The sequence below is a fragment of the Rhizobium tibeticum genome (genome assembly GCF_900110205.1).
GTDB classification, from domain to species: domain Bacteria; phylum Pseudomonadota; class Alphaproteobacteria; order Rhizobiales; family Rhizobiaceae; genus Rhizobium; species Rhizobium tibeticum.
On record NZ_FOCV01000029.1, the window covers coordinates 60,708 to 85,376 of the forward strand.

Here is a 24,669-nt window from a genome sequence, read left to right on the forward strand (position 1 = left end):
GGCCGCATGTCTATTACCGACCTCGCCAAAAAGGTCGGTTTGTCAAACACGCCCTGCCAGGTCAGATTAAAGAGATTGATCGAAGATGGCTATATTCTTGGCTTTCGCGCGATCGTCGATGTGAAGAAACTCGGGAAGAATCACGTCGCATTCACGGAAGTAAAGCTCTCCGATACGCGTGAGCATGCGCTGACGGCCTTCAATATCGCCGCGCGGAGGCTACAGGAGGTCGAGGAGTGCCACATGATCGCCGGCGCTTTCGACTATCTCTTGAAGATACGCACGTCAGACCGGCAATTACCGTCTCGTACTCGGCGAGAAGATATCGAGCCTTCCTTTCGTCGCCAGTACATCGACTTTTGTGGCTATGGAGGCCGTCAAGGAAAACGGCGTCTGAGGAGCACACTCTTTCCTCGCCCCGCTTCAAACGTCTCGTTTCCTATGGTGTGGCGGATTTTTATCGCTGCCATATTACTTCTTTACAACTAACATGTTAGTGCGATATACCTAACACGTGGGTTGGGAGGATTGATGTTTGACTGAGAAATTCGGGCTTTCCGTTGCGCTTGCCACGCCGTTTGACGCGAACGGCGAGATTGCTGTTGCGGCGATGATTGCACAGGCAAAACAAAGGCTTGCGGCGGGGTGCTCAAGTGTCACACTTTTCGGCACGACTGGCGAAGGAGCCTCGATCGGCACGCAGGAGCGCGTGCGGATCCTCAACGCATTTCTGGATGCAGGTATCGCGCCTCAGAAGGTTGTGATGGCCGTGCTGGTCGATGCCGCCGAGGATGCGGCCGCTCAAGCCGGGCAAGCGCTTTCGCGCGGTGTGCGCAACATTCTCCTCGCCCCGCCTTCCTACTTCAAGAATGTCAGCGATGACGGCGTCTTCAAATGGTTCTGCGCCGTCTTTGCTATCCTGGGTGATAAGGCACGCGACATCATCGTCTACAATATCCCGTCGGTCACCCTGGTGCCGCTGACGGTGTCGCTGATCGCGCGGTTGCGGACAGCTTTTCCAGCCGTGGTCACTGGCGTCAAGGATTCGTCCGGCGACTGGCCGTTCACCGAAACGCTGCTGAAGGCCCATGGGGATCTCATCATTCTGGTCGGCGACGAGCGCCACCTCGCGAAAGGAGTGCGTCTTGGCGGACAGGGCGCGATCTCCGGCATGGCGAACTTCCTGCCTGGCGAGGTCAAGCTTATGGCGGAAGAAGGCTTAGATGATGCCCGCGTCGAGGATTTTGTCGCCGAGCTTCTGAAGTTTCCGGTCACCGCCGCCGTTAAGGTCATGGTGGCGCGCCTTAGCGGCGAAGAGATGTGGCTTGCGGTTCGTCCACCACTCGTTTCAATATCCCGCGAGGGACAGGAGCGGCTTATCCTTGCCTTCGATTCACTTTTCCGCTCCAAGGAAGCATAGGTACCATGTACCAGGGGGAGGCAATGGACGGTATCGACGAGCAGCCGACGCTGCGGGAAAAGGCGTATGAGAGCTTCACGCGCCACCTGCTGGCGCGCGACGTGCGTCCGGGTCAGTTCGTCTCCCAACGCCGACTTGTCGAGCTGACAGGATTGACGCTCGCTGCGATCCGCGAACTGATCCCGCGGCTTGAGGCCGAGGGACTGATCAAGACGGTGCCGCAGCGCGGACTGCAAATTGCCCATATCGACCTCAATCTCATTCGCGAGGCGTTCCAGCTTCGGCTCTTCCTCGAGAAAGAAGCCGTGGCGCTCTTCACGCGCTCCGCGTCCGATGAGACGATCAGCGGGCTAATCAAGCAGCATCGCGACATTGCCGATGCCATCGCCACTGGCGACGCTTCACATGAGCTGGAAGTGCGCGCGCAAGCCGTCGACTGGGGCATGCATGACGCCTTTATCGACGCGCTTGGAAATACCATCATTTCCAATGCCTATCGCGTCAACTCGATCAAGATGCGTCTAATCAGCCAGGAACGCTTCCGCATCGATGGGCGTGTCGGCCCCGTCATGGAAGAGCACTTGAAGGTTTTGGAAGCGATCGCAAGGCGATCGGCAGAGGATGCTGTCAACAATCTCGCCGCTCACATCAACCACGCTAGGGATCGCGCCCTGAGGATCTAATTGCATAGCAGCCGGCGATGAGGAGATCGGCGGCAACAAGAGGAGGAGTTACATGCCATCATCATTCTTAAACCCCACCCGGCGCGGCTTTCTTGCCGGTACCGCAGTTCTCGGTGCGAGCAGCCTCATCGGCATGCGCTCGGCATCGGCAGCCGTCGACTGGAAGCGTTTTTCCGGCACGACGCTTGAAGTCAACCTGGTCAAGAGCCCGCGCAGTGAGACGCTCATCAAGTACCTGTCGGAGTTCCAAGAACTGACCGGCATCAAGGTCAACGCCGAAGCGACGCCCGAGCAGCAGCAGCGTCAGAAGACAACGATCGAGTTGAGCTCTGGCAAGCCAAGTTTCGACGTCGTGCATATGAGCTATCACGTCCAGAAGCGACAGTTCGAAAAGGGTGGCTGGCTCGCCGACATCGGTGGCTTCCTCAAGGATTCTTCACTCACCGATCCGTCGCGGGTCGAAAGCGATTTTGCCGAAGCGGGCATGACCTTCGCCAAGGATTCTGACGGTGTCCTGCGCTCCCTGCCCTTTTCGGTCGACTATTGGATCGTTTACTGGAACAAGGCGCTTTTCGAGAAGAAGGGGCTCTCCTATCCGACGTCGTTCGAGGAAATGGCCAGTGCTGCCGAGGCGCTCACCGATCCGTCGACCAACACCTATGGCTTCGTCGCCCGGGGTCTCAAGAATGCCAATACCCCTGTTTGGACGACGCTGCTGCTCGGCTACGGATCGAGCCCGCTTGGGCCGGACGGCAAGCTGCGCACCAATTCCGAGGAAGCCGTTGAAGCGGCCAAGCTCTACCAGCGCCTGATGACCAAGTCGGCTCCTCCCGGCGTCTCCGGCTTCAATTGGGCCGAAGCCCAATCGGCCTTCCTGCAGGGCAAGATCGGCATGTGGCTTGATGGCGTGGGCTTTGCGCCGCCGATCGAGAACCCGGAAAAGTCGCGTGTCGTCGGCCAGGTCGGATACGGCATTATGCCGAAGGGGCCAAAGGCCCAGGCGGCGGGAACGTTCGGAGACGGCCTCGGCGTCGTGGCCGCAAGCCAGAAGAAGGAAGCCGCATATCTCTTCTGCCAGTGGGCAATTTCCCATGACATGGGTGCGCGCCTGCTCCAGGCCGGCGCCGGCGTTCCGTTCCGCCAGTCGGTCCTTGCAGATCAGAAGGTGCGCGAGGGCGTGAAGATGCCGGCCGCATGGCTTGATGCTGTCGCAGGTTCCGCGAAGGTGTCGCAACTTGCCTTACCGGTTATCATTCCAGTCACGGAATTCCGCGACATCTATGGGGTCGGCCTCACCAACATGATCGGTGGCGCCGATCCTGCCACGGAGCTGAAGACGGCCACGGCTCAATTCGAGCCGGTCCTGGCTCGAAGCGAGGGATAATGGCTTCGGTGAGCATGGAAACCGCAACCGCGGCCAAGGCGGAGGCAAAGCAGGGGAGCAAACCGGGTCGGTTTGCTCCCAATTATTGGCCTTTCGTCATTCCCGCCCTGATCGTCGTGGCCGCTGTCATCGTTTTTCCTTGGGTCTTTACCCTGTGGATGAGCGTCAACAGCTGGACGCTCGGCCAGTCACAGGTCTTTGCCGGGTTGGATAATTACCTCCGCCTTGCCGTTGACCTGCGTTTTTGGGACTCGTTGTGGCATACCGTTCTCTACACGACGTTGTCGGTCGTCGCTCCCCTGCTCCTCGGAACGCTCGCCGCCCTCATCTTCGATGCCCAGTTCCCGCTCCGCGGCATTCTGCGCGGCATATTCGTCATGCCGATGATGGCGACCCCCGTCGCCATCGCACTTGTCTGGACGATGATGTTCCATCCCCAGCTCGGTGTTTTGAACTATCTTCTTTCCTTTATCGGGATCGGCCCACAGGAGTGGATCTACAATCAGACAAGCGTCATTCCCTCGCTGGTGCTGGTGGAAACATGGCAGTGGACACCGCTCGTCATGCTGATCGTGCTGGGTGGGCTTGCCGCCGTGCCACGCGAACCTTACGAGAGCGCCGAAATCGATGGCGCCAATGTCTGGCAGAAGTTCCGTTATCTGACGCTGCCGATGATTGCGCCGTTCCTGATGATTGCGGTCATCATTCGCAGCATCGATGCGGTCAAGAGCTTCGACATCATCTATGCGATGACGCAAGGGGGACCTGGCACCGCGTCGGAAACGATCAACATCTATCTCTATAACACCGCGTTTTCCTACTACGACATTGGATACGGCTCGGCCATGGCGGTCATTTTCTTCGTGCTGATCGTGGCGCTCTCTTTCGTCCTTTTGATGGTCAAGCAGCGCGCCAACTGGTCCGATTGGGAGGCACGCTGATGAAGCGCAAGACAGTCGATCGCATCGGACTTCTGTTCGTGGCGCTGGTGATGGTATCGCCCGTCATCCTGTTCTTCCTCTGGATGATCTCACTGTCTCTGAAGTACGAGATCGACAACGGCGCCTATCCGCCGATCTTCATTCCCGAGCGCTTTGCCTGGTCGAACTACGCAAAGGTGTTCGAGGAGAACAACTTCTTCCTTTACCTTTGGAATTCGGTTCTTGTCACGGGTGCGGCGACGCTCTTGGCGCTCGTCATCGGGGTGCCGGCGGGTTACGGCATTGCGCGTCTTAAGGCCGAAAAGTCGGCTGTCGTCATCATGATTGCCCGGATGACGCCTGGCCTTTCCTTCTTGATCCCGCTCTTCCTGCTGTTCCAATGGCTGAACCTACTCGGCACGCTTTGGCCGCAGATTATCATCCATCTCGTCGTTACCGTTCCGATCGTGGTCTGGATCATGATCGGATATTTCGAAACGACACCGATGGAATTGGAAGAGGCCGCAAGCATCGACGGGGCAACGCCCTGGCAGGTTTTCCACCTCGTGGCGCTGCCGATCGCACGGCCGGGAATCGTCGTGGCCTTCATCCTATCGGTCATCTTTTCCTGGAACAATTTTGTCTTCGGCATCGTCCTTGCAAGCCGTGAGACCCGCACCCTGCCTGTCGCGGTCTACAATATGCTGTCGTTCGAGCAGGTCAGCTGGGGGCCGCTTGCGGCCGCCGCCTTGATCGTCACTCTGCCGGTGTTGATCCTGACCGTCTTTGCGCAAACGCAGATTGTGGCCGGGCTTACGGCGGGTGCCGTGAAGTGACGCTGACGACCGCAATGGATAAGCGTGCGAAGCCACACATTCTGTGCGTTGGAGCCGCTGTTCTCGATACGCTCTACAGGGTGCGCACCATGCCCACCGGGCAAGGCAAAGTTCTACCGTACGACATGCTGCAGATCGCAGAAGGTATGGCCTCGAGTGCTGCTTTTGCGGTCGCAAAGCTTGGTGGGGACGCCAGCCTCTGGAGTGCGGTCGGAGACGACCAAACCGGCGAGCGCATCATCGGCGACCTGGCAGAAAGTGGCATAGACACCCGTGGCATGCGGCGCGTGGCTGGTGCCCGCTCGGCCGTATCGACGATCCTGATCGACGATGTCGGCGAGCGCCTGATCATCCCCTTCTATGACCCACGTCTACATCAGCTCGTCCAATCGGTCACAGCGGATCATGTCGCGCCATTCGATGCGGTCTTGGTCGATGTGCGCTGGCCATCACTTGCACTGCAGACACTGCTCGCTGCCCGGGAAGCGAAGTTGCCGGCCATCCTTGACGGAGACGTGGCGGCTGAGGGGGTGATCGAGATGTTGGCACCGGCGGCAAGCCATATTGTTTTTTCGCAGCCGGCTGCTGAACGTCTGGCAGGAACGGCGCAGCCTCCATCGATGGTTCACCGACTGAAGGAGCGTTTCAGCCATGCCTTCGTTAGCGTGACATTCGGAGAAAAAGGCTCCTACTGGTTCGATGACGACAGCGGTCGCATTCGCCATCTCGAAGCACCGTGCATCACGCCCACGGATACGCTGGCGGCAGGCGACATCTTCCATGGAACCTTCGCGCTGACGCTGTCCGAGGGTATGGCGATCGAGGATGTGATGCGCGCCTCGTCGATGGCGGCGGCAATCAAATGCCAGACATTCGGAGGCCGCATCGGCGCGCCCGCTCGCGCAGAGCTTGATCAAGCGCTGATGAGTTGGCCAGCCAAGGCCGTCGATATCACCGCGCGAAACGGGCCGGCGCAGGCCCTTTGAAGGTCAAGCTGCCTTCGAGATTGTCATGGAGCAGCCGGACGCCTTGAGCGCGGCTTCGACGACGTCAACGAAAAGCTTGCGGAACCATACCGAGCGACCGTCCGCACGATCGACGCGGCGGTAGAGCATCGTAACAGGATCGGCGGGAAGTTCGATCGGCGGGGTCGAGATCTCGAGGCCGTGCAACTGCGCGATGCAGCGAGCGATCGATTCCGGAATGGTCGCGATTGCCGGCATCGCCCTCAGCGCCGGTGGCAGTGCTGAAAAGCGCGGTACGGTGGCCACCACCTGTCGGCGCAGACCGGCCTTGGCAAGGACTGTGTCGACATTTGTCGCACTGTTGCCCTCAAAGGACACGGTGACGTGCGCGGCATTGACGAAGTCTTCCAGCGTCAGCGGCGCTTTGCGCTTCAGCTGGGCGGGGTCATAGACGCAGACCGAACACTGGCTGAAGAGCGGCGCCCGGACATGCCAGGACGCCGGTTCCTCGTGGACCGCGACGCTGAAATCATAAGCACCGTCGTCGAGCATGCGGGCAGCATCACGCTTGTCGGCGGCGACCCCGATCAGGCGTGCACCCGGGGACAGTGCACGCAGGCGCGCCACCAGCGGCCCGAAGAACGCCGATTCCAGATTGTCGCACATGCCGATCCTGAACTCGCCCTGCCAGATCTTTGGATCGAAGGCGACCGGCGGCCGGATGGCGCGCTCGATGCACGATAGCGCATCCTCGATCGCCGGCGCGATTGCAAGCGCGCGTGGGGTGGGCTGCAGGCCTCGCCCGACCCGAACGAACAGCTCGTCGTCAAGCGTCTCGCGCAGCCGCTTTAGGGCCGCCGACAAGCCTGGCTGGCCGAGCAGAAGCCGCTCGGCAGCACGAGACACATTGCGCTCCTGCATCAGCACGGAGAAGGCAAGCAGAAGGTTGAGGTCTATCTTTCTGAGGATCGTGTCATTCATCATTATCAGTAATACCTGACATGGTTACTATCAATTTGCAATAGGTTCGGGAGGTGTACATTTTCTCGTTCCCTGACGCTCAAAGCTTCCTCCCGGGGCGTCGGCAGAAAGGAACGATCACCCATGACCATTTCGAGATCTCAAGGCGGAGCCGGCTTGGCATTGCTGTTGCTTTGCGCTGCCAACTTTCTTGATGCAATGGATGTGTCCACGATTGGCGTCGCGCTTCCGGCGATACAGGTCGAGCTCGGCATGAAGGCCACGTCCCTTCAGTGGGCCGTCAGCGCCTATGTGCTCGGCTATGGCGGTTTCCTGTTGCTGGGCGGGCGCGTCGCGGACGTTTTCGGCCACCGTCGCGTCTTCCTCTGGTCGCTCGCCATTTTCGCTGCCGCCAGCATCGCCGGCGGCTTTGTCGATAGCGGCCCGACGCTGATCGCCGCACGCCTGATAAAAGGCATCGCCGCTGCGTTTACGGCACCCGCTGCCCTTGCCCTCCTTCTGTCGGTGTTCGGCGAAGGATCGGCGCGGGCAAAAGCGCTCGGGGTCTTTGCCTCGACTGGCGCGACCGGCTTTGTCCTTGGCATGGTGCTTGGCGGTGCCGCGACGGTCTTCAGCTGGCGGGCAACTCTTGTCATGGGTGCGCCGGTCGCCATTATCGCGCTGTCGATTGCTCCTTTCGTGCTGCCGGCAGACCAGCAGCGCAGCGGGCCGCGTGTCAAGTTCGACTGGGCTGGCGCGATGACCATCACGCCGGGACTCTTGCTCTTCGTCTTTGGCATCACCAATGCTGCGGCCGATGGTTGGCAGGCAGTGCCCACCTGGGGTGCGCTCGTGGCGGCGGCCGTTTTGATCTGCCTCTTCCTCATCGTCGAATCCCGTCATGCTGATCCGATGGTGCCGCTTGCGATATTCCGGCGGGCAAAGCTCTCCCACGCCAATGCCATTGCTGCGCTGTTCCAGGGCGTCTATGTCGGCTTCCAGTTCATCGCGACGCTCTATTATCAGACAGTCGTTGGCTGGTCGGCCTTCGCGACCGGGTTCTCCTTTGCCTTCGGCGGCGTCTGTGTCATGTTCCTGGCGCCACGCTTTGCGACGATCGCGCAAAATCGTGGCACGACCGGGCTGATGACGCTTGGCGTAGCACTACAGGCCCTCAGCTACATCTTCTGGATCCTGAGCGTTGGCCACATCAACCCGGTCTGGCTGGTCGCCCTGTCACAGCTCCCGCTCGGTGTCGGCTACGCCATGACCTACCCCTCCGTGCAGGTTGCGGCACTCTCCGACGTTGGCGAGGATCAGTCCGGGCTCGCATCGGGGCTGTTGTTTGCCTCCTTCCAGATCGGTGGCGGCATCGTGCTTGCGGCAGCCTCTGCCATATTCGGTGCGGCTTCCGGTTTCGGCTGGGATCCGTATTTCGCCGGCATCACGTTTGTCGCGGTCCTTGCAGTTCTCGTCACGCTTGCGGCCGCACTCGGTCCGAGAGCCTCTGTCGTCGACCGGAACGTCTATCAGGCGGCGGAATAGCCGGGACCCGCTATCGCGGGACATCGCCGGCCGCGTCCGGCGATGTCCATTTTATGGGTGACAGGCGCATGCTTCTCTGCGACAAGAAGGCGATGAGAGACAGGGGCGCCCTGGTGGGCTGAGAAGCACCCTTTGAACCTGAACCGGATAATGCCGGCGGAGGGAGTCGCTCGGGACTGTCGGCTTCCCGCGTTTGTCCCTGCGCCTTTCTCCCCGGTCGAAAGGCACACCATGCAAGATCAGAACTCGCCGGGAACGCTGCTGGGCGAATTGCGAGCCCAGCCACCGCTCGTCCACTGCATCACCAATTTCGTTGCCATGAACATCGCAGCCAATGTGCTTCTGGCAGCTGGCGCTTCGCCGGCCATGGTGCATGCGGAAGAAGAGGCTGGCGAATTTGCCGCGATCGCCGGCGCCCTGACGATCAACATCGGCACGCTCTCGTCAGCTTGGCTGCGCGGCATGCAGGCAGCCGCCCGCGCGGCCGGCCAGGCCGGCAAGCCCATTGTCCTCGATCCGGTTGCCCACTACGCAACCGGTTTTCGTCGCGCGGCGGTGGACCGGCTGCTGGAACTCGGCCCCACCGTCATTCGCGGCAATGCCTCCGAAATCATCGCGCTTGCTGGCGGGGCGAGCCGTGGTCAGGGCGTGGATAGCCGCGATGACGTCGAGCAGGCTGAGGACGCTGCCCGCCTACTGGCCAGGGTACACGGAGCGACGGTCGCGGTAACCGGCGCTGTCGATTTCGTCACCGATGGCGACCGGGCGGCTCGTATCGAGGGTGGCTCGGTGCTAATGCCGCAGGTCACGGCGCTTGGCTGCTCGCTGACCTGCCTTATTGGCGCATTCACCGCTATTCGGCCCGGCGCGCCATTCGAGGCGGCGGTGGCCGCCCTTGCGACCTTTGCTGTCGCCGGCGAAATGGCAGCCAGCAACGCGGATGGCCCGGGCTCGTTCTCCTGGCGTTTCCTCGATGCACTTGCCGCGCTTGACGCTGCGAGGCTCGATCGCGATGCCAGGGTGCGCGCGGCATGAGAAACCTCGATCTTTATCTCTACCTCGTCCTCGATCCGGGCCTTTGCGCTGCCTTCGGCATGGTGGAGACCGCGTGCGCGGCGGTCGCCGGGGGAGCGACCATGGTGCAACTGCGCGACAAGCATGCGGATACCGCACGGATGATCGAGACTGGGCGTGCACTCAAGGCGGCATTGTCTAGCACCGGCGCGGTGCTCATCGTCAATGACGACGTGGAGGCGGCTATCGCCATTGGCGCCGACGGGCTGCATATTGGCCAGGAAGACATCGATGCGATCGCGGCGCGGCAATTGATTGGCCCGGACATGATCCTCGGCCTCTCGGCCGAAACGGCGGCGCTGGCGGCGGCAATCGACCCCGCAGCTGTCGACTATGCTGGATTGGGGCCGGTTTTTGCGACAGCGACGAAGCCTGACCACAAACCCGCGCTGGGCTTTGCAGGGCTTTCGCGCCTCGTCAAGGTTTGTCCCGTACCGGTCGTCGCCATCGGTGGCCTGAAATCCGCCCACGTCGGTGAGGTGCTTGCCGCTGGGGCCCATGGGCTTGCGGTTGTCTCGGCGATTTGTGGGACACCCGATCCACAGCTTGCGGCACGAGAGATCGCCGAGAACATCAAAATGGCAAGAACATGATCCGAAACGTGCTGTCCATTGCAGGCTCCGACCCGTCCGGCGGAGCCGGTATCCAGGCCGACCTCAAGGCATTTTCCGCGCGCGGCGTCTATGGCATGGCAGTGATGACGGCCCTGACTGCCCAGAACACGCAAGGCGTTTGCGGCGTCCATCTGGTCCCTGCCGCCTTCGTCGCGGATCAGATTGCGGCGGTTCTTGCCGATGTGCGGGTCGACGCCATCAAGATCGGCATGATTGCCACGGCCGAGATCGCCGACGCCGTCGCCGACGCGCTTGTGAGCCACCAGGGTATCCCAATCGTTCTCGACCCCGTCATGGTCGCCAAGGGCGGAGCTGCCCTACTCGACCCCTCCGCTGTCGACGTTCTGACCAAGCGTCTGTCGCCGCTTGCAACCTTGCTGACGCCAAACCTGCCGGAAGCGGCCGCACTGCTTCATGTCTCTGCCGCGGCCACTCGCAGCGACATGGCAGAGCAGGCAGATAGTCTTCGCCAGCTCGGCCCCAAGGCTGTCCTCGTCAAGGGCGGACATCTGGCCGGCGACGAAAGCCCAGATGTGCTCTCGACAGGCTCCGGGCTGACATGGTTTGAGGCAAAACGCGTTCCGACCGCAAACACACATGGCACCGGCTGCACCCTTTCCAGCGCGCTTGCCGCGGAATTGGCGAAAGGAGCATCAGTTCACGAGGCGGTCACGCGTGCCAAGGCCTACCTTGCCGACGCCGTCGCCCATGCCGACGGGCTGAGCGTCGGGTCTGGTCACGGACCCGTGCATCACTTTCACGCACTGTGGTGGGCGGCGTCGGCATAGCACGAACGATCAGCCTGCCGACACAGCAGCTAAGGCAGCGCCGGGACGAAGCTCCGTCGTTTCACGCCCCATCAGGATTTGACAGCACCAGCAGTCAGACCTGCGATGATGTGCTTTTGTGCCAGGAAGAAGACGATGATCGTCGGCATGATTGTCAGCGTGATGAAGGCGAGCACCAGCTGCCAGGCGGTGCCGAACTCACCGCGATAGACCATGATGCCAAGCGGCCATGGGTACATCGTCTCCGAATTCAGCATGATCAGCGGCAGGATGTAGCTGTTCCAGCTGCCGACGAAGGAGATGATGCTGACAGTTGCGATGATCGGCCGCGAGAGCGGAAGCGAGATATGCCAGAAGAAGCGGATGTAGCCACAGCCATCGACGATTGCGGCCTGGAACAATTCTTCCGGAAGGTTGCGAAAATAGTTCCGGAACAGAAGTATGCTCATGCCCAGCCCGAAGGAAACTTGCGGCAGGACAACTCCCCAGTAGGAATTCAACAGGCCGAGATCACGGATCCGGATGAACAGGGGCAGGATGGCGGTCGCAGCCGGAAACATCAGGCCGATCAGGAAGTAGTTGAGCAGGAATCCCGCGCCGAAGAACTTTACATGCGCGAAGGTAAAGGCGGCCATGGCCGAGACCGAAACCGTCAAGCAGACCGTTAGCGTGGCGATGATCAGCGAATTCATCATCTGCCGCCAGTAGCGGTCCCCAAAGAGAATGTCGGTATAGTTTTCGGGATGCCATGCGACCGGTAGCCCGAAGGGGTTGGTTCGCAGGTCGCCGAGATCCTTGAAGCCGCCAAGCGCCGTCGTCAGCAGCGGGACCAGTACGATCGCCGCGATGATCGTCAGCGAGACATACAGATAGATCTTCGTGCCGGTCGCGATCCGGGCGGATGAGGTCATGTCAGTCATTGCGCATGAATATCCGTTTGTAGCCGAAGGCAAGCGTCACGCAGATGACGAACAGGACGACGCCCACGGCACTGCCGAGGCCGACCTGCATGCGCGTGACGCCAAAGTTGAAAAGGAAGGTGACCATGGTCTGCGTCGCGTTGAACGGCCCGCCGCCCGTCAGCGGCATGATGAGGTCGAAGAGCTGCAGCGAGCCGACGACAGCAAAGAAGACGGACAGGCGAACGGTCGAGCCGAGAAGCGGCAGCGTGATGTAACGGAACCGCTGCCAGCCGCTGGCGCCGTCGATTTCTGCGGCTTCCAGCACGCTTTTGTCGAGCGACTGCAACCCCGCAATGAAGAGCATCATGTGGAACCCAAAATACTTCCAGACGACAACTGCCAGCACCGCATAGATCGCCAGGTCCTTGTCTGCGAGCACATAGGGTGTCTCGACGCCGACGAGGTGGGCGGCCGAGGCAAACAGGCCATAGTCGCCATCGTAGACGAAGCGCCAGATGAGACCGGCTGCGACCTCCGCCAAGACGTAGGGCAGGAAGAAGATCAAGCGGAAGATGACCACGCCAGCGATCCGGTGCGCCAGCATCATCGCCAGCCAGATGGCGAGCGGAATCTGGATCAGGATCGAAATGACGATGATCAGGGCATTGTTCTTCAACGCCGTCAGGAAGGCGCTGTTCTTGAACAGTACCTCGAAATTCCTCATGCCCACGAACTGCGTCGGCAATCCGTAACCGTCCCACTTGTAGAGACTGTACCATGCCGCCTCCCCCATGGGCAGGATGACGAAGATCGTAAACAGCAGCAGCGCTGGCGGCAGAAACAGAAGCAGGACCGGCAGGCGCCGCGCCAGGCTCGGATCTTTGTTGCGCACCGACGATCTGACAGCCGAGCGCGGTCGGATGGCGCCTGTTACGCTGATAGTGGTCATAAAGGCCGGTCCCTCTTACGTCACATGGAAGGACGGCGCGAGTGATACTCGCGCCGCAATCGTGTTGTTCAGAGCTGATCCTGCTCAAAGGCTTCCTGGATCTGCTGAGCCCCATCGGACGGGCTCATCTGTCCCGACACGATGGCAACGGAAACATCGTTGACCACGCGGCCGACGGACGGACCGAGATCCTGATCAAAGAAGTTCTGATGCCACGTCGAATGCGCCAGCTGTTCAGCAGCCTGATGCATCAGCGGATTGGTGACCCCATCCTCAGCCCCAGCCGCCACGGGAATGAGCATGCCGGCCTTGGCCATTTCGCGCTCGTTTTCGGCGTTCGTCAGGTAGGCGAGGAAATCAAGCGTTTCGGGCGGAGCCGTCTTCGTCACCGCCCAACCGTTGAGCCCGCCGAGCGTGTCGGTGACGGCACCTGCACCGCCCGAGACGGCCGGGAAGGCGAAGCGACCGATATTGTCAGGGTCGAGGCCTTTGCCGTCGCCGGAGTTGGTGCGCTGGTTGGCGGCGGTGTTCTCGAAGCCGAGGATCATCGCCGCCTTGCCGTCACCGAAAACACCAAGCGCCTGCGGCCAGGTCGCGCCGAGATATCCCGGCTGGAAGGGTTGCAGTTTGCCGAGCTCGGCGAGCTGCTCGCCGGCCTTGATGATGGCCGGATCGTTGAAGCCCTCGCCCTGCCCGTTCTTGGCGGCGTCGAAGACCTTCTGACCGCCGTCGCGCATGACGAGATAGCTCCAGTAGAAGTGGATCGGCCATTTTTCGCCGCCACCGCCGGCGATCGGCACGATGCCGGCATCCTTGAGCTTCTTGACCGCGGCGAGATAGTCGTCCCAGGACTTGATGGATGCCGCGTCGACACCCGCCTTTGCAAACATCTGCTTGTTATAGAAGAAGGAGACCGTACCCATCTTGTAGGGGACGGCACCGATCTTGCCATCGAAGGTCAAGCCGTTGACGGACGCAGGATTATAGCTCTTCAGCCAGGCACCGTCCTTGGCATTCATAGCCTCGGTCAGGTCCATCAGCGTGCCCGTGGCAAGTTGCTGCTTCAGCACCCCGCCGCCCCAGCTGAAAAACAGGTCCGGCGCATCACTCGATTGCAGCAGCGTCGGAAGCTTCGCTTTGAAGGCCTCGTTTTCCAGGAATTGCATTTCGATCTTTACGCCGGGATGCTCGGCCTCGTACTTGGCTGCGATCTTCTTCCAGACCGCCAGATAGTTCGGGTCGATTTCAAGATGCAGCCACTTGACGGTCGTGTCGGCTGCAGCACTTCCCGCAGCGATCAGAAGTGCCAGTCCTGTGGCTGCCGAGCGGGCAATGAAACGGCTGCGAAATAGGGCCTTGGCCCTCATATGATCAAACATGATGTCTCCTCCAAGAAGGGCAGAAATCGTCCTCTTCAATTTTTCCCTTATGCGGATTAAATCATCGGGAGGTTTTGGCGAATGTCAACTCCCTTCGTTGAAATTGGCAGATTTGCCTTGACAGACGGGGCCGCTGCCGCGCTATTTAATTCGCATACCGTTGAAAATATAAGCCCGCGCACCGCGCAACGTTGAAGAGCCCGGCAAGACCCCATGAAGACCGCAGATCCGGAATTGATGCGCGCGATCAACCGCTTGAACGTGCTGGATACGATCCGCCGTCATGGGCCGATAGCGCGTGTCGAGATCAGCGAACGCACGCAGTTGTCGACCACGACGGTCTCCGCCATCACCGCCTCGCTGCTTGATGACGGGCTAATCCTGCCGCGTCACGAAGGCGACATTCGCAATGAGGCGGCCCGTGGGCGCCCGCGTGTCATGCTCGAGCTCAACCCGGACGCGGCGCGCGTTGTCGGTGCCAAAATCGCGGCCAACCGCCTCGTTTTCGTGGTGACCGACTTTCGCGGCGACGTACTGTCGAAACTGACGCTGCCCATCCGCATCGATCGTCAGCCGATTGGCGTCATCGCCGACCTCGTGGAGGACGGGGTACGGCGCTGCGTTGTCGATGCAGGCCTTTCGCTCGAGGACGTCGACACCGTGTGCCTTGGCCTTCCCGGCGTGATCGAGCACCGCACTGGCCAGATCCGCAGCAGCCCGATCTTTCGCGACACGAATGTCGATTTCGCCAGCGAAATGACGGCTCGGCTGAATACCCCGACGATCGTGGAAAGCGACGCGCATGCGATCACGCTTGCCCACCACTGGTTTGGCAAAGCCCGCGATCTGGAGGACATGGTATTGATTTCGCTTGAGCAGACGCTTGGGCTCGGGGTGCTCCACGACAATCAGCTTTTCCGCGGCGCCGGCGGCCTCAGCCACAATCTCGGCGACCTGGTGCTTGGCATGGGACCGCGCGGCATCGTGCGGCTGTCGAGCCAGGCCGGCGAAAGCGAAATCCTTGGTGAGCAGCCGGCCAGCGGCCGCTTTGCCGAGGCCATTCGGCTTGGACGCGGCATGACGCATGCCCAAGCGCTCATCAAGGCGGAGGATAACACGCTGATTGGCGCGGCGATCCGCGCCGGCGAAGCCGTCGGCGTGGCGATCGCCAATATCGTCACCTTGTTTGCGCCGCCGCGTGTCATTCTCGTCGGTTCGAGCCTTGCTCTTGGCGAACCCTTTCTCGACAGCCTGCGCAACGCTTATGCGCTCGCCATTCCACCGTCTCTGAAGGGTGTTGCCGAACTCGTCTTCGACGATTCGACGGACGACTTCTGGGCGCAAGGAGCCGCTGCGGTGGCGCTCTACGAACTCTACGAGTCGCCCTGGAACACCACCGGGCCGGCGCTCTGATAGCAAAATCGCGACATCTAACGGGAGGAAATCATGGAACGAGTCGGTATTGGCATCATCGGATGCGGTAATATCTCCGGCGCCTATCTGAAAGCGATGGCGTCCTTCCCCATCCTTGACGTTTGCGGCGTGGCCGACCTCAATCACGCGCTGGCAGAAGCCAAGGCCGGCGAATTCAATGTGCCCGCAATGCGGATCGACGAACTCCTTGCCGACCCCAAGGTTGAGATCATCGTCAATCTGACTGTGCCGAAGGCCCATGTCGCGGTTGGTCTGCAGGCGCTAGAGGCCGGGAAGCACGCCTATTCGGAAAAGCCGCTCGGCATCACCTTCGCGGAGGGCAAGAAGCTCGCCGAAGCCGCGAAAGCCAAAGGCCTTCGCATTGGCGCGGCCCCCGACACTTTTCTTGGCGGGGGTCACCAGACGGCACGTAGCCTCATCGATCAGGGCGTGATCGGCCAGGCGGTCGGCGGCACGGCGACCTTCATGTGCCCAGGGCACGAACGCTGGCATCCAAATCCCGCCTTCTACTACGAGGTCGGCGGCGGACCGATGCTCGACATGGGGCCATACTACATCACAGATCTCGTCAATCTTTTCGGGCCAGTTGCGCAGGTGGCCGGTTTTGCCGTCAGCCCCCGCAAGGAGCGTATCATCACCAGTGAGCCGAGAAACGGCGAGCGCGTCGCGGTGCATGTCGCGACCCACGTCGCCGGTCTCATGGCTTTTGCCAACGGTGCCGTCGTTCAGATCGGCATGAGTTTTGATGTTGCTGGCCACAAGCACGTGCCGCTCGAGATCTACGGCACCGAGGGCACGCTGATCGTCCCCGATCCCAACCACTTCGGCGGTGACGTGGAACTGCTGAGAAAGGGCGGGGCATTTGAAAAGCAGGCTCTCACGGCGCCTTATGGCGACGGCAACTATCGCTCGATCGGTGTCGCTGATCTGGCCCATGCCATTCGATCCAACCGCCCGCATCGTGCCAATGGCGATCTTGCTCTGCATGTCCTCGAGGTCATGGAAGCCTTCCATACGGCCTCTGACAGCGGGCGTACGGTCGCTATCACTACTCAAACCGAGCGGCCGATGCCGCTTTCGCAGTCGCTCGTCGACGGGCGCTTGGGCAAGTAATCATCAGGAGGAAGAGTATGCGTGAAGCACTGATCGTCTGGGGCGGATGGAGCGGCCATGAGCCGCAGGAATGCGCCTCAATCATCAAGGACATGCTGGAGGAGGATGGCTTCAAGGTCTACGTTGAGCACACCACCGAGGCCTTTGCGGATCCGTCCGTCCACGATCTAAGCCTCGTCGTGCCGATCGTGACGATGTCGAAGATCGAAAAGGAAGAGATCAAGAACCTTGCAGCCGCGATTGAGGGTGGTGTCGGAATTGCCGGCTACCATGGTGGCGCTGGCGACAGCTTCCGTGAATGCGTCGAATACCAGTTCATCATCGGCGGCCAGTGGGTCGCGCATCCCGGCAACATCATCGACTATACGGTCAACATCACAAGGCCGGATGATCCCGTCATGGAAGGCATCGTCGACTTCCCCTACACCTCCGAACAATACTACATGCACGTCGATCCTTCGAACGAGGTGCTGGCGACGACCCGGTTTACCGGCGACCACGCCTACTGGATCGACGGCGTGGTGATGCCCGTCGCCTGGAAGCGCAAATACGGCAAAGGGCGTGTCTTCTATTCTTCGCTTGGCCATCAGGCCAAGGAATTTTCGGTGCCTGAGATGAAGACCATCTTCCGGCGTGGAGCGAACTGGGCGGCGCGCTGAAGTGCCAGATTGCGTACGAATTCTCCGGCGCTCGTCAGCCGTAGCGGCTGAGATCGAAACCCTCGGTCGATATCTGCGGTTTCGCCCTGTCGATGAGATCTGTCAGTAAGCGGCCGGAGCCGCAGGCCATGGTCCAGCCAAGGGTGCCGTGCCCAGCGTTCAAATACAGGTTGTCGTAGGCGGTCTTGCCGATGATCGGCGTTCCATCGGGCGTCATCGGCCGCAGTCCGCACCAGAACTGTGCGTTGCTCTGGTCGCCGGCTCCACCGAACAGATCCTCGACCGAATGTACAAGTGTTGCCTTACGAGAGGTCGGCAAATCCTTGTTGAAGCGCGCAATTTCCGCCATGCCGCCGACGCGGATTCGGTCGCCGAGACGGGTGATGGCAATCTTGAAGGTCTCGTCCATGATCGTCGAGACGGGCGCCCGGCTCTCGTCGACGATTGGAACCGTGATCGAGTATCCCTTCACCGGGTATATTGGCACCTTCAGCCGGAGCGGCTTCAGAAGGGCTGACGTGAAGCTGCCGAAGGCCGCCACCACGATGTCGGCGCCGAACGTGCCCTGTGAGGTTTCGACCGCGCTGATCCTGTTGTTCTCGATGCGCAGCTTATGGACGTCGGCTCCATAAATGGACTGCACGCCCAATGCCTCCGCACGCGTGGCGAGCTCGTTGGTGAACTTGAAACAGTCGCCGGTCTCGTCGTTGGGCAGGCGCAATCCGCCGACGATCTTGTGCTTGACCGGTGCCAGCCCAGGCTCGGCCGCGACACATTGTGCCGGATCGAGCACCTGGAACGGCACGCCGTCCTTAGCAAGAACCTCGATGTCCTTTGTGATCGAGCCGAGCTGTTTTTGCGTGCGAAAGAGCTGCAGGGTTCCTTGCGTCCGCGCATCATAAGGGATGCCGGTCTCGGCGCGCAGCTCGATCAGGCAATCGCGGCTGTATTCGGCAAGGCGAACCATGCGGCTCTTGTTGATCGTATAGCGCGCGGAGGTGCAGTTGCGCAGCATCGCCGTCACCCAGGCCCAGGTGGCCGGGTCGAATGTCGGGCGAATGATCAGCGGCGCGTGTTTCATGAAGAGCCATTTGACGGCCTTCTGAGGAATACCGGGCGCCGCCCAGGGCGATGCATAGCCGGGCGAGATCTCACCGGCATTGGCATAGCTCGTCTCCAGCGCCGGTCCGCTCTGGCGCTCCAGCACCGTGACCTCGTGTCCCGATTTCGCCAGATAGTAGGCCGTGGTGACGCCGATGACGCCGGCGCCAAGCACAGTAATCTTCATTATGAACTCCAGAAAAGAAAGACATCAGATCAGATGTAGCGGCGTTGGTATCGGTGGCCCAAACGGGTGAGGATTTCGTAGGAGATGGTATCGGCATCCGCAGCCATCATCTCCAAGGTTTGGTGTTTGCCAACGACTTCCACCGGCGTGCCGAGATCGAGTGCGCCTTCCGGCAAAGCGCTGATATCGACCGTTATGCTGTCCATCGACACGCGCCCGGCGATCGGCAGGCGCTGCCCCTCGAAGTAGACGGCGCCTCGTCCGCTCAAGCTGCGTGGCAATCCGTCGGCATAACCAGCTGCAATTGTTGCGAGGCGTGTGGATGTTTTCGCTGTGAACGTTCCGCCATAACCGATCTGGGTGCCTGGAGACACGGTGCGTGTCTGAATGACGGGGACCTCAAGCCAGACAACCGGCAGCATGGGATTGTCGCGGTCTGAGATCGGCGCGCCACCATAAAGGGCAATGCCCGGACGTGCCAGCGAGCCATGGAACTCGCCACCCAGAAAGATGCCGCCGGAATTGGCCAATGAGACGGGTAGGCTCGGAAAGGCGGTCGATATCGCCCGGAGGGCCGCCAACTGCCTTGCATTTGCCGGGTTTGCCGGTTCGTCGGCGCAGGCGAGATGGCTGACGAGCGTCGTCACCTCGATGTTCGAAATCAGGCCTGGGTTGGCTAGCAGCTCACACACTTCATCCGGTGAAAGGCCAAGCCTCGACATCCCGCTGTCGACTTGGAGCGCAGCCTCAAGCGTCCGGCCCACCCTGCCGGCTGTCTGCGACCATGCCTTGATCTGACCGATGGAGTTCAACAGGGGTACAACACCGAGGGCGGCCGCCCGTTCCTCGTTGCCAGGCTGAAGACCGTTCAGCACATAGATGGCAGCGTCTTGCGGGAGCGACGGACGCAGCTGCACGGCCTCAATGAAATGCGCGACAAAGAATGTCCGGCTTCCCTCCTGGTACAGTCTCTGGCTGACCTGAACGGCGCCAAGGCCATAAGCGTCGGCTTTCACAACGGCGGCAAGCGCTGCGGGAGCAACATTCTTGGCCAATCGGCGGTAGTTCTCGCCAAGGGCGCCAAGGTCGATTGCAAGGACGCCGCATCGGTCGGTTGCGAGCATAACGTTGTCGGTGCTGCTGTTCATGATTGGCCCCGATTTACCTGCTGTCCCGATTTACCTGCTGTAAGGATATCGGCGGTTGAACGACTTTTTCGCTCAATCCTTCGCTAATACGAGCAATTGAGATCAGGTTTCCGCAGCTTTCGTCAACTTATTCAATGTTTCGTGCAAAATCGACTAGAAGAGGTAGCTGACGAAGCGCTCCGCCGCTGGGGGCAGATTCGAGCGGTTGCGTGTCAGCAAATAGAGCGAGCGGATGAGCCGAAAATCGGCGATCGCGCGAAAGACAATGTCATCACTTTGGATGACCTTCGCAGCCTGCTGCGGCAGCAGCGCCACGCCGGCGTTGCGACTAATCAAGGTCAACTGCGCAATGGTGCTGAAGGTTTGGATGCGGCCCATTGTCAGCCTCGGCGGCAACTCGGGGCAATCGGCGAGCATTCTCGCAATGCCAGCCTGTCCGTCGAGCGCGATCACATCCTCCGGATTGATATCGGCCAAAACAATCGGACGCGACGACCGTGCAAGTTGATGATCTCTATGGCAGACGAGACCAAACGGGTCTTCGCTGATCTTCCTTCCGTCCAATTCGGCCGATTCAAAGCCCGGCCCAGCCAGCGCGAAATCAAGCGTTCTGTTCACCACCATGCCGGCCAACCGCTCGGCCACGTCATCATGGACGATGATATCAATTCCCGGGTGGTCTGCACGGAACTTCATGATCGCGTCCGATAGCGGGCTCAGGACTGCCGATGGCGCTGCGCCAATCGCTACCCGGCCACGTTTGAGGCCGCCGACCTGTCGCAGGTTCGTCAGCGAAAGCTCGAAACGATCGAGAAGATCGCGCGCGCCCTCGAGGAACGCCTCGCCCGCTTCTGTCGCCCTTACAGGACGCCTCTTCCGGTCGAAGATCGCCGTTCCACATTCCAGTTCGAGCGTGCGGATCGTTTCGGTCAGGGCGGAAGGCACGACGCCAAGCCGCTGCGCTGCCCTGCTGAAGGATCCCTCCTCCATGACCGTCAGCGCGGCGCGAAGATGGCGTAGACCTATGTTCGTATTTTCCGAAAAAACCTTCATATATTTCTAATTATACGAAACGTGCCTTTGTGGTTCAATGCCGGTTCCTCGATTTCTCCGGATGGACGGCGATGCTGCACCAGAGCGTAAAGAAAATGTCCTATCATGTTGTGCTGCAAAGGCTCCCTGCCTTGCTCGCTGACGCCGGATTTCGTGGCGACATCGCAAACGACGCCGCACTTCTGGCGGCGATGTCCACGGACAACAGTACTTACACCGTGATGCCGGATATCGTCGTTGCGCCGCGCGATGCCGAGGATGTTCGGCGGTTGATGCGCGTCCTCGCGGCTGATGATCTGCGTGGCGTTCCCGTCACCGCACGCGGTGGCGGCACCGGCACCAATGGTCAGAGCCTGAACGCCGGCATCATCGTCGATTTTCAGAAATACATGAACCGCCTCCTGCAGGTGAACGAAAAGGAGCAGTGGGCAGAGGTAGAGCCTGGCATCGTTCTCGACGAGTTGAACGCGCAACTGGCCGGGACCGGCCTGTTCTTCGCGCCGACCACCTCGACTGCGAGCCGCTGCACGATCGGCGGCATGGTAAGTACCGATGCATCCGGAAAGGGATCGAGGCGCTACGGCAAGACCAGCGACAACGTCCTTGGGATGGAAATCGTTGTCGATGGCGGCCGGACACTGGATAGCGGTGCGCCGACGCCCGACTGGGCCAACGCAATGCTCGCAGAGATCGAAGCGGCTTGTTCGTCGGGTCGCGATGCGCTGCTCGGCCAGGTGCCGGCGCTTTCGCGGCGGTTTACAGGCTATGATCTCGAACGGGCGAAGCCACCTGAAGGGGATCTCGAATGGTGGCGCTTGCCGATCGGCGCGGAGGGGACGCTCGGCCTCGTTACGCGCGTACGACTGCATCTCATGCGCAAACCGAAATTCAAGCGACTGGTTGTCATCGGCTTCGAGACGTTCGCCGCGGCACTCGATGCCGGCAGTGCGCTGCTTGCGCATGATCCGCTGGCGATCGAAGTGATGGACGAATGGGTGCAGGGCCTGGCCGAAAGGGCCGGAATTCTACAAGCGCTGCCCGTCGGGCTACGCGCTCGTGACGGCCGGCCGATCGCCTACAATTTCGTCGAGTTTGTCGGGGACGACGAGGCAGATCTCGCACGCCACGTTGAAGCTCTGCGCGAGAGCACGCTGACGCTTGCCGGCGCAATCGCAAGCCACGTGGCCGTCGACGATATCGAAATGGCAGCGCTCTGGCAGGTCCGAGCGGCAAGTGTTGGCTTGCTTGGCAAGGTCAGTGGCACTCGCCGGCCAATTGCCTTTGTCGAGGACTGCGTGGTGCCTGTCGAAAACCTTGCCGCCTTTGTAAAGGATTTCACGGGACTGTTGAGCAGCAACGGCTTGAGCTACGGCATGTATGGGCATGTCGATGTCGGCTGTCTTCACATCCGCCCTGCCCTCGATATCGATTCCGACGAGGACCGGACCATCATGAAAGCGATTTCGGACGGCGTCTTCGACTTGACGCGCCGGCACGGCGGTATCTTCTGGGGGGAGCACGGCAAGGGCGTGCGCGGCGCTTACCTTGCGGAGTTCGTCGGCGAGGCCGCCTATGACGCGTTTCGTCGCGTCAAGCGGGCATTCGATCCAGCGCATCGTTTCAATCCGGGAAAGCTTGTCGGCGATCCGCAATCTCTCATGGGCATTGCGACAACCCCTTTTCGTAGCGTCAAGACCGATGAGAATGACCCGCTCGGCCTTGCCTTCAGGTGTAACGGCAATGCTCAGTGTCTGAGTTATCAACGCAGCAATGTCATGTGTCCGTCATTCAAGGCCACCCGCGATCTTCGCCATTCACCGAAGGGCCGCGCCGACGCGTTGAGGCATTGGCACCAGGAAAAACGCCAAGGCGATGCGATCGAAGAGTTGGACAGCGATGTTCTGGCCGCGCTCGACGGATGCCTTGGCTGCAAGGCCTGCGCCACGAGTTGTCCGGTGCAGGTCGACATACCGGAGATGAAATCGCATTTCCTTGAGCAGTTCTACCGGACGCGTCGGCGATCACTGGCAGACAAGGCGGCACTGCTGCTGGAGGAATATTCCCCGGTTTTGATCCGGTATAGAAAACTGATGGCTGTCTTTGCGAGGATATTCAACCCGTTGATGGAGAAAGCTTCGGGTCTGCGTGACCTTCCGTTCATCTCTTTTCATGATGTTGGCACAGGCGGATATAAAACGTTTTCCGTCGAGGTGATCGCGCAGCGGCGATGGCATGAGGATACGGTCTTCGTCTGGCGGGATCCGTTTACAGCCCTTTTCGATACGCAGGCCGCCTTGGCGCTCGCAGACGGCCTTCGTGGCTTCGGCTATCGCCCTGTTTTCGTCGCCATGCGTCCGGGCGGAAAAGCAGCCCACGGGCTCGGCGACCGACCTCGTTTTATCAGACAGGCCCGGAAGCTTCGAGCGGCGATCGACAAAGTCGCGGAATCCGGGAGACCGATGGTGGGGGTCGATCCTGCCTTCGTCATGATGATCCGCCAGGACTATGCGAACGCCGGCCTGGCGGGCCAGAATATCCTTCTCGTCCAGGAATTTCTGAGCGAGGAAGTTGCCCGCGGACGCGGTTTGCCAAGATTGAACAGGGAGCGATTGCCGCGCAAACTGTTCCTTCATTGCAGTGAAAGCGCCGGCGCCGGAGCAACGGCATGGAAAAAGGTGTTTGCTGCTCTCGGCGCGCCGGTTGAAATTGCCGCAACCGGCTGCTGCGGCATGGCTGGCTTGTTCGGCCATCAGCAGCGTCACCAGGATCTCAGCAAGCACATTTTTGATCTTTCCTGGACGGGGCAGCTGCGGGGCGAGAAGCAGGCTATGGTCTCAGGTTTTTCTTGCCGTTGCCAGACGAAGCGATTCTCTTCTATTCGGGGTGAGCATCCTATGCGATGGGTGGCCGACGCAATCGATGTCGGATGACACGCCAGCCGGCAGCGCGAATAGATGAGGCGATAATGTATGAGATCGATGCGATAGACAGGAAAATCATCCGGCAATTGCGCCTGAACTCCCGGATCTCCAATGTCGATCTCGGCAAGGAAGTTGGACTGTCCGCCTCGGCCTGTCTGCGCCGCATCGCACTCATGGAACGGGCAGGCATCATCAAGGGTTACACCGCACTCGTTGACATGCTCGGCGAGGACGCAATTGCGGTGATCATCCAGATCACTCTCGAACGCCAGACGGAGGAATACCTGAACCGCTTTGAGACCGCCGTTCGCAAATATCCGGCAGACCGTCTGAAAACCCCGTCGGGGATTCCTCACGTTAGACTGCCGTGGTAGCTTTTGCCATGGCGCATCTTTCAGGAACAGACCGCTCTCAATTGCTGCTTCTGCCGGAAGCGGTTGATGATTATGTGGGGCCGGACAATCCGGTTCGCTTCATCGAGGCTTTCGTTGACGGCCTCGATCTCCAAGCCGCCGGGTTCGTGCGGGTGGCGGCGAAGGAGACCGGCCGTCCGGGTTACGACCCAGCCGACCTTTTGAAGCTTTACGTGTACGGGTATATCAACCGTGTGCGTTCCAGCCGGCGACTGGAAGCG

Annotated in this window: 22 protein-coding genes, 2 pseudogenes and 1 riboswitch; of the genes and pseudogenes, 17 read left to right on the forward strand and 7 right to left on the reverse strand. The window is 60.6% G+C overall.

All coding sequences use genetic code 11. The features are described from left to right. Positions 1 to 6: 6 nt before the first annotated feature. The 7 genes and pseudogenes from BSG20_RS25930 to BSG20_RS25960 all read left to right on the forward strand — a co-directional run bounded on the left by BSG20_RS25930 (position 7) and on the right by BSG20_RS25960 (position 6,229). Positions 7 to 397 (forward strand): annotated as a pseudogene (locus tag BSG20_RS25930) (Lrp/AsnC family transcriptional regulator). Positions 398 to 535: 138 nt separating this feature from the next. Beyond that, on the forward strand, positions 536 to 1,420 hold the full coding sequence (locus BSG20_RS25935) for a dihydrodipicolinate synthase family protein (protein ID WP_072379909.1): 885 nt from the start codon (positions 536 to 538) through the stop codon (positions 1,418 to 1,420). Positions 1,421 to 1,425: 5 nt separating this feature from the next. Further along, positions 1,426 to 2,103 carry a GntR family transcriptional regulator gene (locus tag BSG20_RS25940; protein ID WP_177309890.1) on the forward strand — a complete coding sequence of 226 codons (678 nt, stop codon included), beginning with the start codon at positions 1,426 to 1,428 and terminating at the stop codon, positions 2,101 to 2,103. A gap of 52 nt (positions 2,104 to 2,155) precedes the next feature. After that, on the forward strand, positions 2,156 to 3,487 hold the full coding sequence (locus tag BSG20_RS25945; RefSeq protein WP_072379913.1) for an ABC transporter substrate-binding protein: 1,332 nt from the start codon (positions 2,156 to 2,158) through the stop codon (positions 3,485 to 3,487). Further along, positions 3,487 to 4,428 (forward strand): carbohydrate ABC transporter permease, encoded by a 942-nt coding sequence (locus BSG20_RS25950; protein ID WP_072379914.1) that lies wholly within the window; start codon positions 3,487 to 3,489, stop codon positions 4,426 to 4,428. The genes BSG20_RS25945 and BSG20_RS25950 overlap by 1 nt, the downstream gene beginning before the upstream one ends. Further along, positions 4,428 to 5,243: a carbohydrate ABC transporter permease gene (locus BSG20_RS25955; protein WP_072379916.1), complete on the forward strand. Its 816-nt coding sequence runs from the start codon at positions 4,428 to 4,430 to the stop codon at positions 5,241 to 5,243. Before BSG20_RS25950 ends, BSG20_RS25955 begins: the two co-directional genes overlap by 1 nt. A 14-nt stretch (positions 5,244 to 5,257) precedes the next feature. Then, entirely contained in the window at positions 5,258 to 6,229 is a 972-nt protein-coding gene (locus BSG20_RS25960) for a sugar kinase (protein ID WP_072379961.1), read from the forward strand. A gap of 3 nt (positions 6,230 to 6,232) precedes the next feature. Here BSG20_RS25960 and BSG20_RS25965 read toward each other — a convergent pair whose 3' ends face one another. Further along, positions 6,233 to 7,192, reverse strand: coding sequence for a LysR family transcriptional regulator (locus BSG20_RS25965; RefSeq protein WP_072379918.1), 960 nt, complete (start codon positions 7,190 to 7,192; stop codon positions 6,233 to 6,235). 120 nt (positions 7,193 to 7,312) lie between these two features. Here BSG20_RS25965 and BSG20_RS25970 point away from each other — a divergent pair, with 120 nt between their 5' ends. The 4 genes from BSG20_RS25970 to thiD all read left to right on the forward strand — a co-directional run bounded on the left by BSG20_RS25970 (position 7,313) and on the right by thiD (position 11,189). Next, on the forward strand, positions 7,313 to 8,713 hold the full coding sequence (locus tag BSG20_RS25970; RefSeq protein ID WP_072379920.1) for an MFS transporter: 1,401 nt from the start codon (positions 7,313 to 7,315) through the stop codon (positions 8,711 to 8,713). 91 nt (positions 8,714 to 8,804) lie between these two features. Then, positions 8,805 to 8,895: riboswitch (TPP riboswitch) on the forward strand. A 49-nt stretch (positions 8,896 to 8,944) separates the two neighbouring features. Beyond that, on the forward strand, positions 8,945 to 9,748 hold the full coding sequence (gene thiM / locus BSG20_RS25975) for a hydroxyethylthiazole kinase (RefSeq protein ID WP_072379922.1): 804 nt from the start codon (positions 8,945 to 8,947) through the stop codon (positions 9,746 to 9,748). Then, positions 9,745 to 10,380 carry a thiamine phosphate synthase gene (gene thiE, locus BSG20_RS25980; protein ID WP_072379924.1) on the forward strand — a complete coding sequence of 212 codons (636 nt, stop codon included), beginning with the start codon at positions 9,745 to 9,747 and terminating at the stop codon, positions 10,378 to 10,380. The genes thiM and thiE overlap by 4 nt, the downstream gene beginning before the upstream one ends. After that, positions 10,377 to 11,189 (forward strand): bifunctional hydroxymethylpyrimidine kinase/phosphomethylpyrimidine kinase, encoded by an 813-nt coding sequence (gene thiD, locus BSG20_RS25985; protein ID WP_072379926.1) that lies wholly within the window; start codon positions 10,377 to 10,379, stop codon positions 11,187 to 11,189. The genes thiE and thiD overlap by 4 nt, the downstream gene beginning before the upstream one ends. A gap of 71 nt (positions 11,190 to 11,260) precedes the next feature. On the opposite strand, the gene BSG20_RS25990 is transcribed toward thiD, so the two are convergent. The 3 genes from BSG20_RS25990 to BSG20_RS26000 form a co-directional block, all read right to left on the reverse strand. After that, positions 11,261 to 12,109, reverse strand: a complete 849-nt coding sequence (locus BSG20_RS25990) for a carbohydrate ABC transporter permease (protein WP_072379928.1) — start codon at positions 12,107 to 12,109, stop codon at positions 11,261 to 11,263. Further along, positions 12,102 to 13,040: a carbohydrate ABC transporter permease gene (locus tag BSG20_RS25995; protein ID WP_072379930.1), complete on the reverse strand. Its 939-nt coding sequence runs from the start codon at positions 13,038 to 13,040 to the stop codon at positions 12,102 to 12,104. The genes BSG20_RS25990 and BSG20_RS25995 overlap by 8 nt, the downstream gene beginning before the upstream one ends. Before the next feature lie 68 nt (positions 13,041 to 13,108). Beyond that, complete coding sequence (locus BSG20_RS26000; RefSeq protein ID WP_072379932.1) at positions 13,109 to 14,419, reverse strand: ABC transporter substrate-binding protein; 1,311 nt, start codon at positions 14,417 to 14,419, stop codon at positions 13,109 to 13,111. 213 nt (positions 14,420 to 14,632) lie between these two features. Between BSG20_RS26000 and BSG20_RS26005 the strand changes: the two genes are divergently transcribed. The 3 genes from BSG20_RS26005 to BSG20_RS26015 are packed head-to-tail and all read left to right on the forward strand — an operon-like array spanning position 14,633 to position 17,625. Then, positions 14,633 to 15,832, forward strand: a complete 1,200-nt coding sequence (locus BSG20_RS26005) for an ROK family transcriptional regulator (protein ID WP_072379934.1) — start codon at positions 14,633 to 14,635, stop codon at positions 15,830 to 15,832. Between the two features lie 33 nt (positions 15,833 to 15,865). Further along, complete coding sequence (locus tag BSG20_RS26010) at positions 15,866 to 16,966, forward strand: Gfo/Idh/MocA family protein (protein ID WP_072379936.1); 1,101 nt, start codon at positions 15,866 to 15,868, stop codon at positions 16,964 to 16,966. Positions 16,967 to 16,983: 17 nt separating this feature from the next. Beyond that, positions 16,984 to 17,625 carry a ThuA domain-containing protein gene (locus BSG20_RS26015; protein WP_072379938.1) on the forward strand — a complete coding sequence of 214 codons (642 nt, stop codon included), beginning with the start codon at positions 16,984 to 16,986 and terminating at the stop codon, positions 17,623 to 17,625. Between the two features lie 34 nt (positions 17,626 to 17,659). Here the strand turns inward: BSG20_RS26015 and BSG20_RS26020 are convergent, their stop codons facing one another. From BSG20_RS26020 to BSG20_RS26030, 3 genes are all read right to left on the reverse strand, one after another. Further along, positions 17,660 to 18,913 (reverse strand): D-amino acid dehydrogenase, encoded by a 1,254-nt coding sequence (locus BSG20_RS26020; RefSeq protein ID WP_072379940.1) that lies wholly within the window; start codon positions 18,911 to 18,913, stop codon positions 17,660 to 17,662. Between the two features lie 29 nt (positions 18,914 to 18,942). After that, positions 18,943 to 20,061 carry an alanine racemase gene (gene alr / locus BSG20_RS26025; protein ID WP_072379942.1) on the reverse strand — a complete coding sequence of 373 codons (1,119 nt, stop codon included), beginning with the start codon at positions 20,059 to 20,061 and terminating at the stop codon, positions 18,943 to 18,945. Positions 20,062 to 20,214: 153 nt separating this feature from the next. Further along, complete coding sequence (locus BSG20_RS26030; protein ID WP_072379944.1) at positions 20,215 to 21,114, reverse strand: LysR family transcriptional regulator; 900 nt, start codon at positions 21,112 to 21,114, stop codon at positions 20,215 to 20,217. Between the two features lie 95 nt (positions 21,115 to 21,209). On the opposite strand from BSG20_RS26030, the gene BSG20_RS26035 reads away from it, so the two are divergent. From BSG20_RS26035 to BSG20_RS26045, 3 genes and pseudogenes are all read left to right on the forward strand, one after another. Continuing rightward, complete coding sequence (locus tag BSG20_RS26035; protein ID WP_244541434.1) at positions 21,210 to 24,044, forward strand: FAD-binding and (Fe-S)-binding domain-containing protein; 2,835 nt, start codon at positions 21,210 to 21,212, stop codon at positions 24,042 to 24,044. A 35-nt stretch (positions 24,045 to 24,079) separates the two neighbouring features. Next, positions 24,080 to 24,364, forward strand: a pseudogene (locus BSG20_RS26040) (Lrp/AsnC family transcriptional regulator); the annotation flags it as partial. A gap of 53 nt (positions 24,365 to 24,417) precedes the next feature. Next, the coding region (locus tag BSG20_RS26045) for a transposase (RefSeq protein WP_143147534.1) at positions 24,418 to 24,669 on the forward strand (252 nt) is incomplete at its 3' end.

Excerpts from the sequence above, each read along its gene's own strand:
- thiD (WP_072379926.1), top strand. The coding sequence starts at position 10,377 with ATGATCCGAAACGTGCTGTCCATTGCAGGCTCCGACCCGTCCGGCGGA.
- BSG20_RS26010 (WP_072379936.1), top strand. The coding sequence starts at position 15,866 with ATGGAACGAGTCGGTATTGGCATCATCGGATGCGGTAATATCTCCGGC.
- BSG20_RS25955 (WP_072379916.1), top strand. The coding sequence starts at position 4,428 with ATGAAGCGCAAGACAGTCGATCGCATCGGACTTCTGTTCGTGGCGCTG.
- BSG20_RS25990 (WP_072379928.1), bottom strand. The coding sequence starts at position 12,109 with ATGACTGACATGACCTCATCCGCCCGGATCGCGACCGGCACGAAGATC.
- BSG20_RS25960 (WP_072379961.1), top strand. The coding sequence starts at position 5,258 with ATGGATAAGCGTGCGAAGCCACACATTCTGTGCGTTGGAGCCGCTGTT.
- BSG20_RS25965 (WP_072379918.1), bottom strand. The coding sequence starts at position 7,192 with ATGATGAATGACACGATCCTCAGAAAGATAGACCTCAACCTTCTGCTT.
- BSG20_RS25950 (WP_072379914.1), top strand. The coding sequence starts at position 3,487 with ATGGCTTCGGTGAGCATGGAAACCGCAACCGCGGCCAAGGCGGAGGCA.
- BSG20_RS25970 (WP_072379920.1), top strand. The coding sequence starts at position 7,313 with ATGACCATTTCGAGATCTCAAGGCGGAGCCGGCTTGGCATTGCTGTTG.
- BSG20_RS26015 (WP_072379938.1), top strand. The coding sequence starts at position 16,984 with ATGCGTGAAGCACTGATCGTCTGGGGCGGATGGAGCGGCCATGAGCCG.
- thiE (WP_072379924.1), top strand. The coding sequence starts at position 9,745 with ATGAGAAACCTCGATCTTTATCTCTACCTCGTCCTCGATCCGGGCCTT.
- BSG20_RS25940 (WP_177309890.1), top strand. The coding sequence starts at position 1,426 with ATGTACCAGGGGGAGGCAATGGACGGTATCGACGAGCAGCCGACGCTG.
- BSG20_RS26035 (WP_244541434.1), top strand. The coding sequence starts at position 21,210 with ATGTCCTATCATGTTGTGCTGCAAAGGCTCCCTGCCTTGCTCGCTGAC.
- alr (WP_072379942.1), bottom strand. The coding sequence starts at position 20,061 with ATGAACAGCAGCACCGACAACGTTATGCTCGCAACCGACCGATGCGGC.
- thiM (WP_072379922.1), top strand. The coding sequence starts at position 8,945 with ATGCAAGATCAGAACTCGCCGGGAACGCTGCTGGGCGAATTGCGAGCC.
- BSG20_RS26000 (WP_072379932.1), bottom strand. The coding sequence starts at position 14,419 with ATGTTTGATCATATGAGGGCCAAGGCCCTATTTCGCAGCCGTTTCATT.
- BSG20_RS25995 (WP_072379930.1), bottom strand. The coding sequence starts at position 13,040 with ATGACCACTATCAGCGTAACAGGCGCCATCCGACCGCGCTCGGCTGTC.
- BSG20_RS25945 (WP_072379913.1), top strand. The coding sequence starts at position 2,156 with ATGCCATCATCATTCTTAAACCCCACCCGGCGCGGCTTTCTTGCCGGT.
- BSG20_RS26005 (WP_072379934.1), top strand. The coding sequence starts at position 14,633 with ATGAAGACCGCAGATCCGGAATTGATGCGCGCGATCAACCGCTTGAAC.
- BSG20_RS26030 (WP_072379944.1), bottom strand. The coding sequence starts at position 21,114 with ATGAAGGTTTTTTCGGAAAATACGAACATAGGTCTACGCCATCTTCGC.
- BSG20_RS26020 (WP_072379940.1), bottom strand. The coding sequence starts at position 18,913 with ATGAAGATTACTGTGCTTGGCGCCGGCGTCATCGGCGTCACCACGGCC.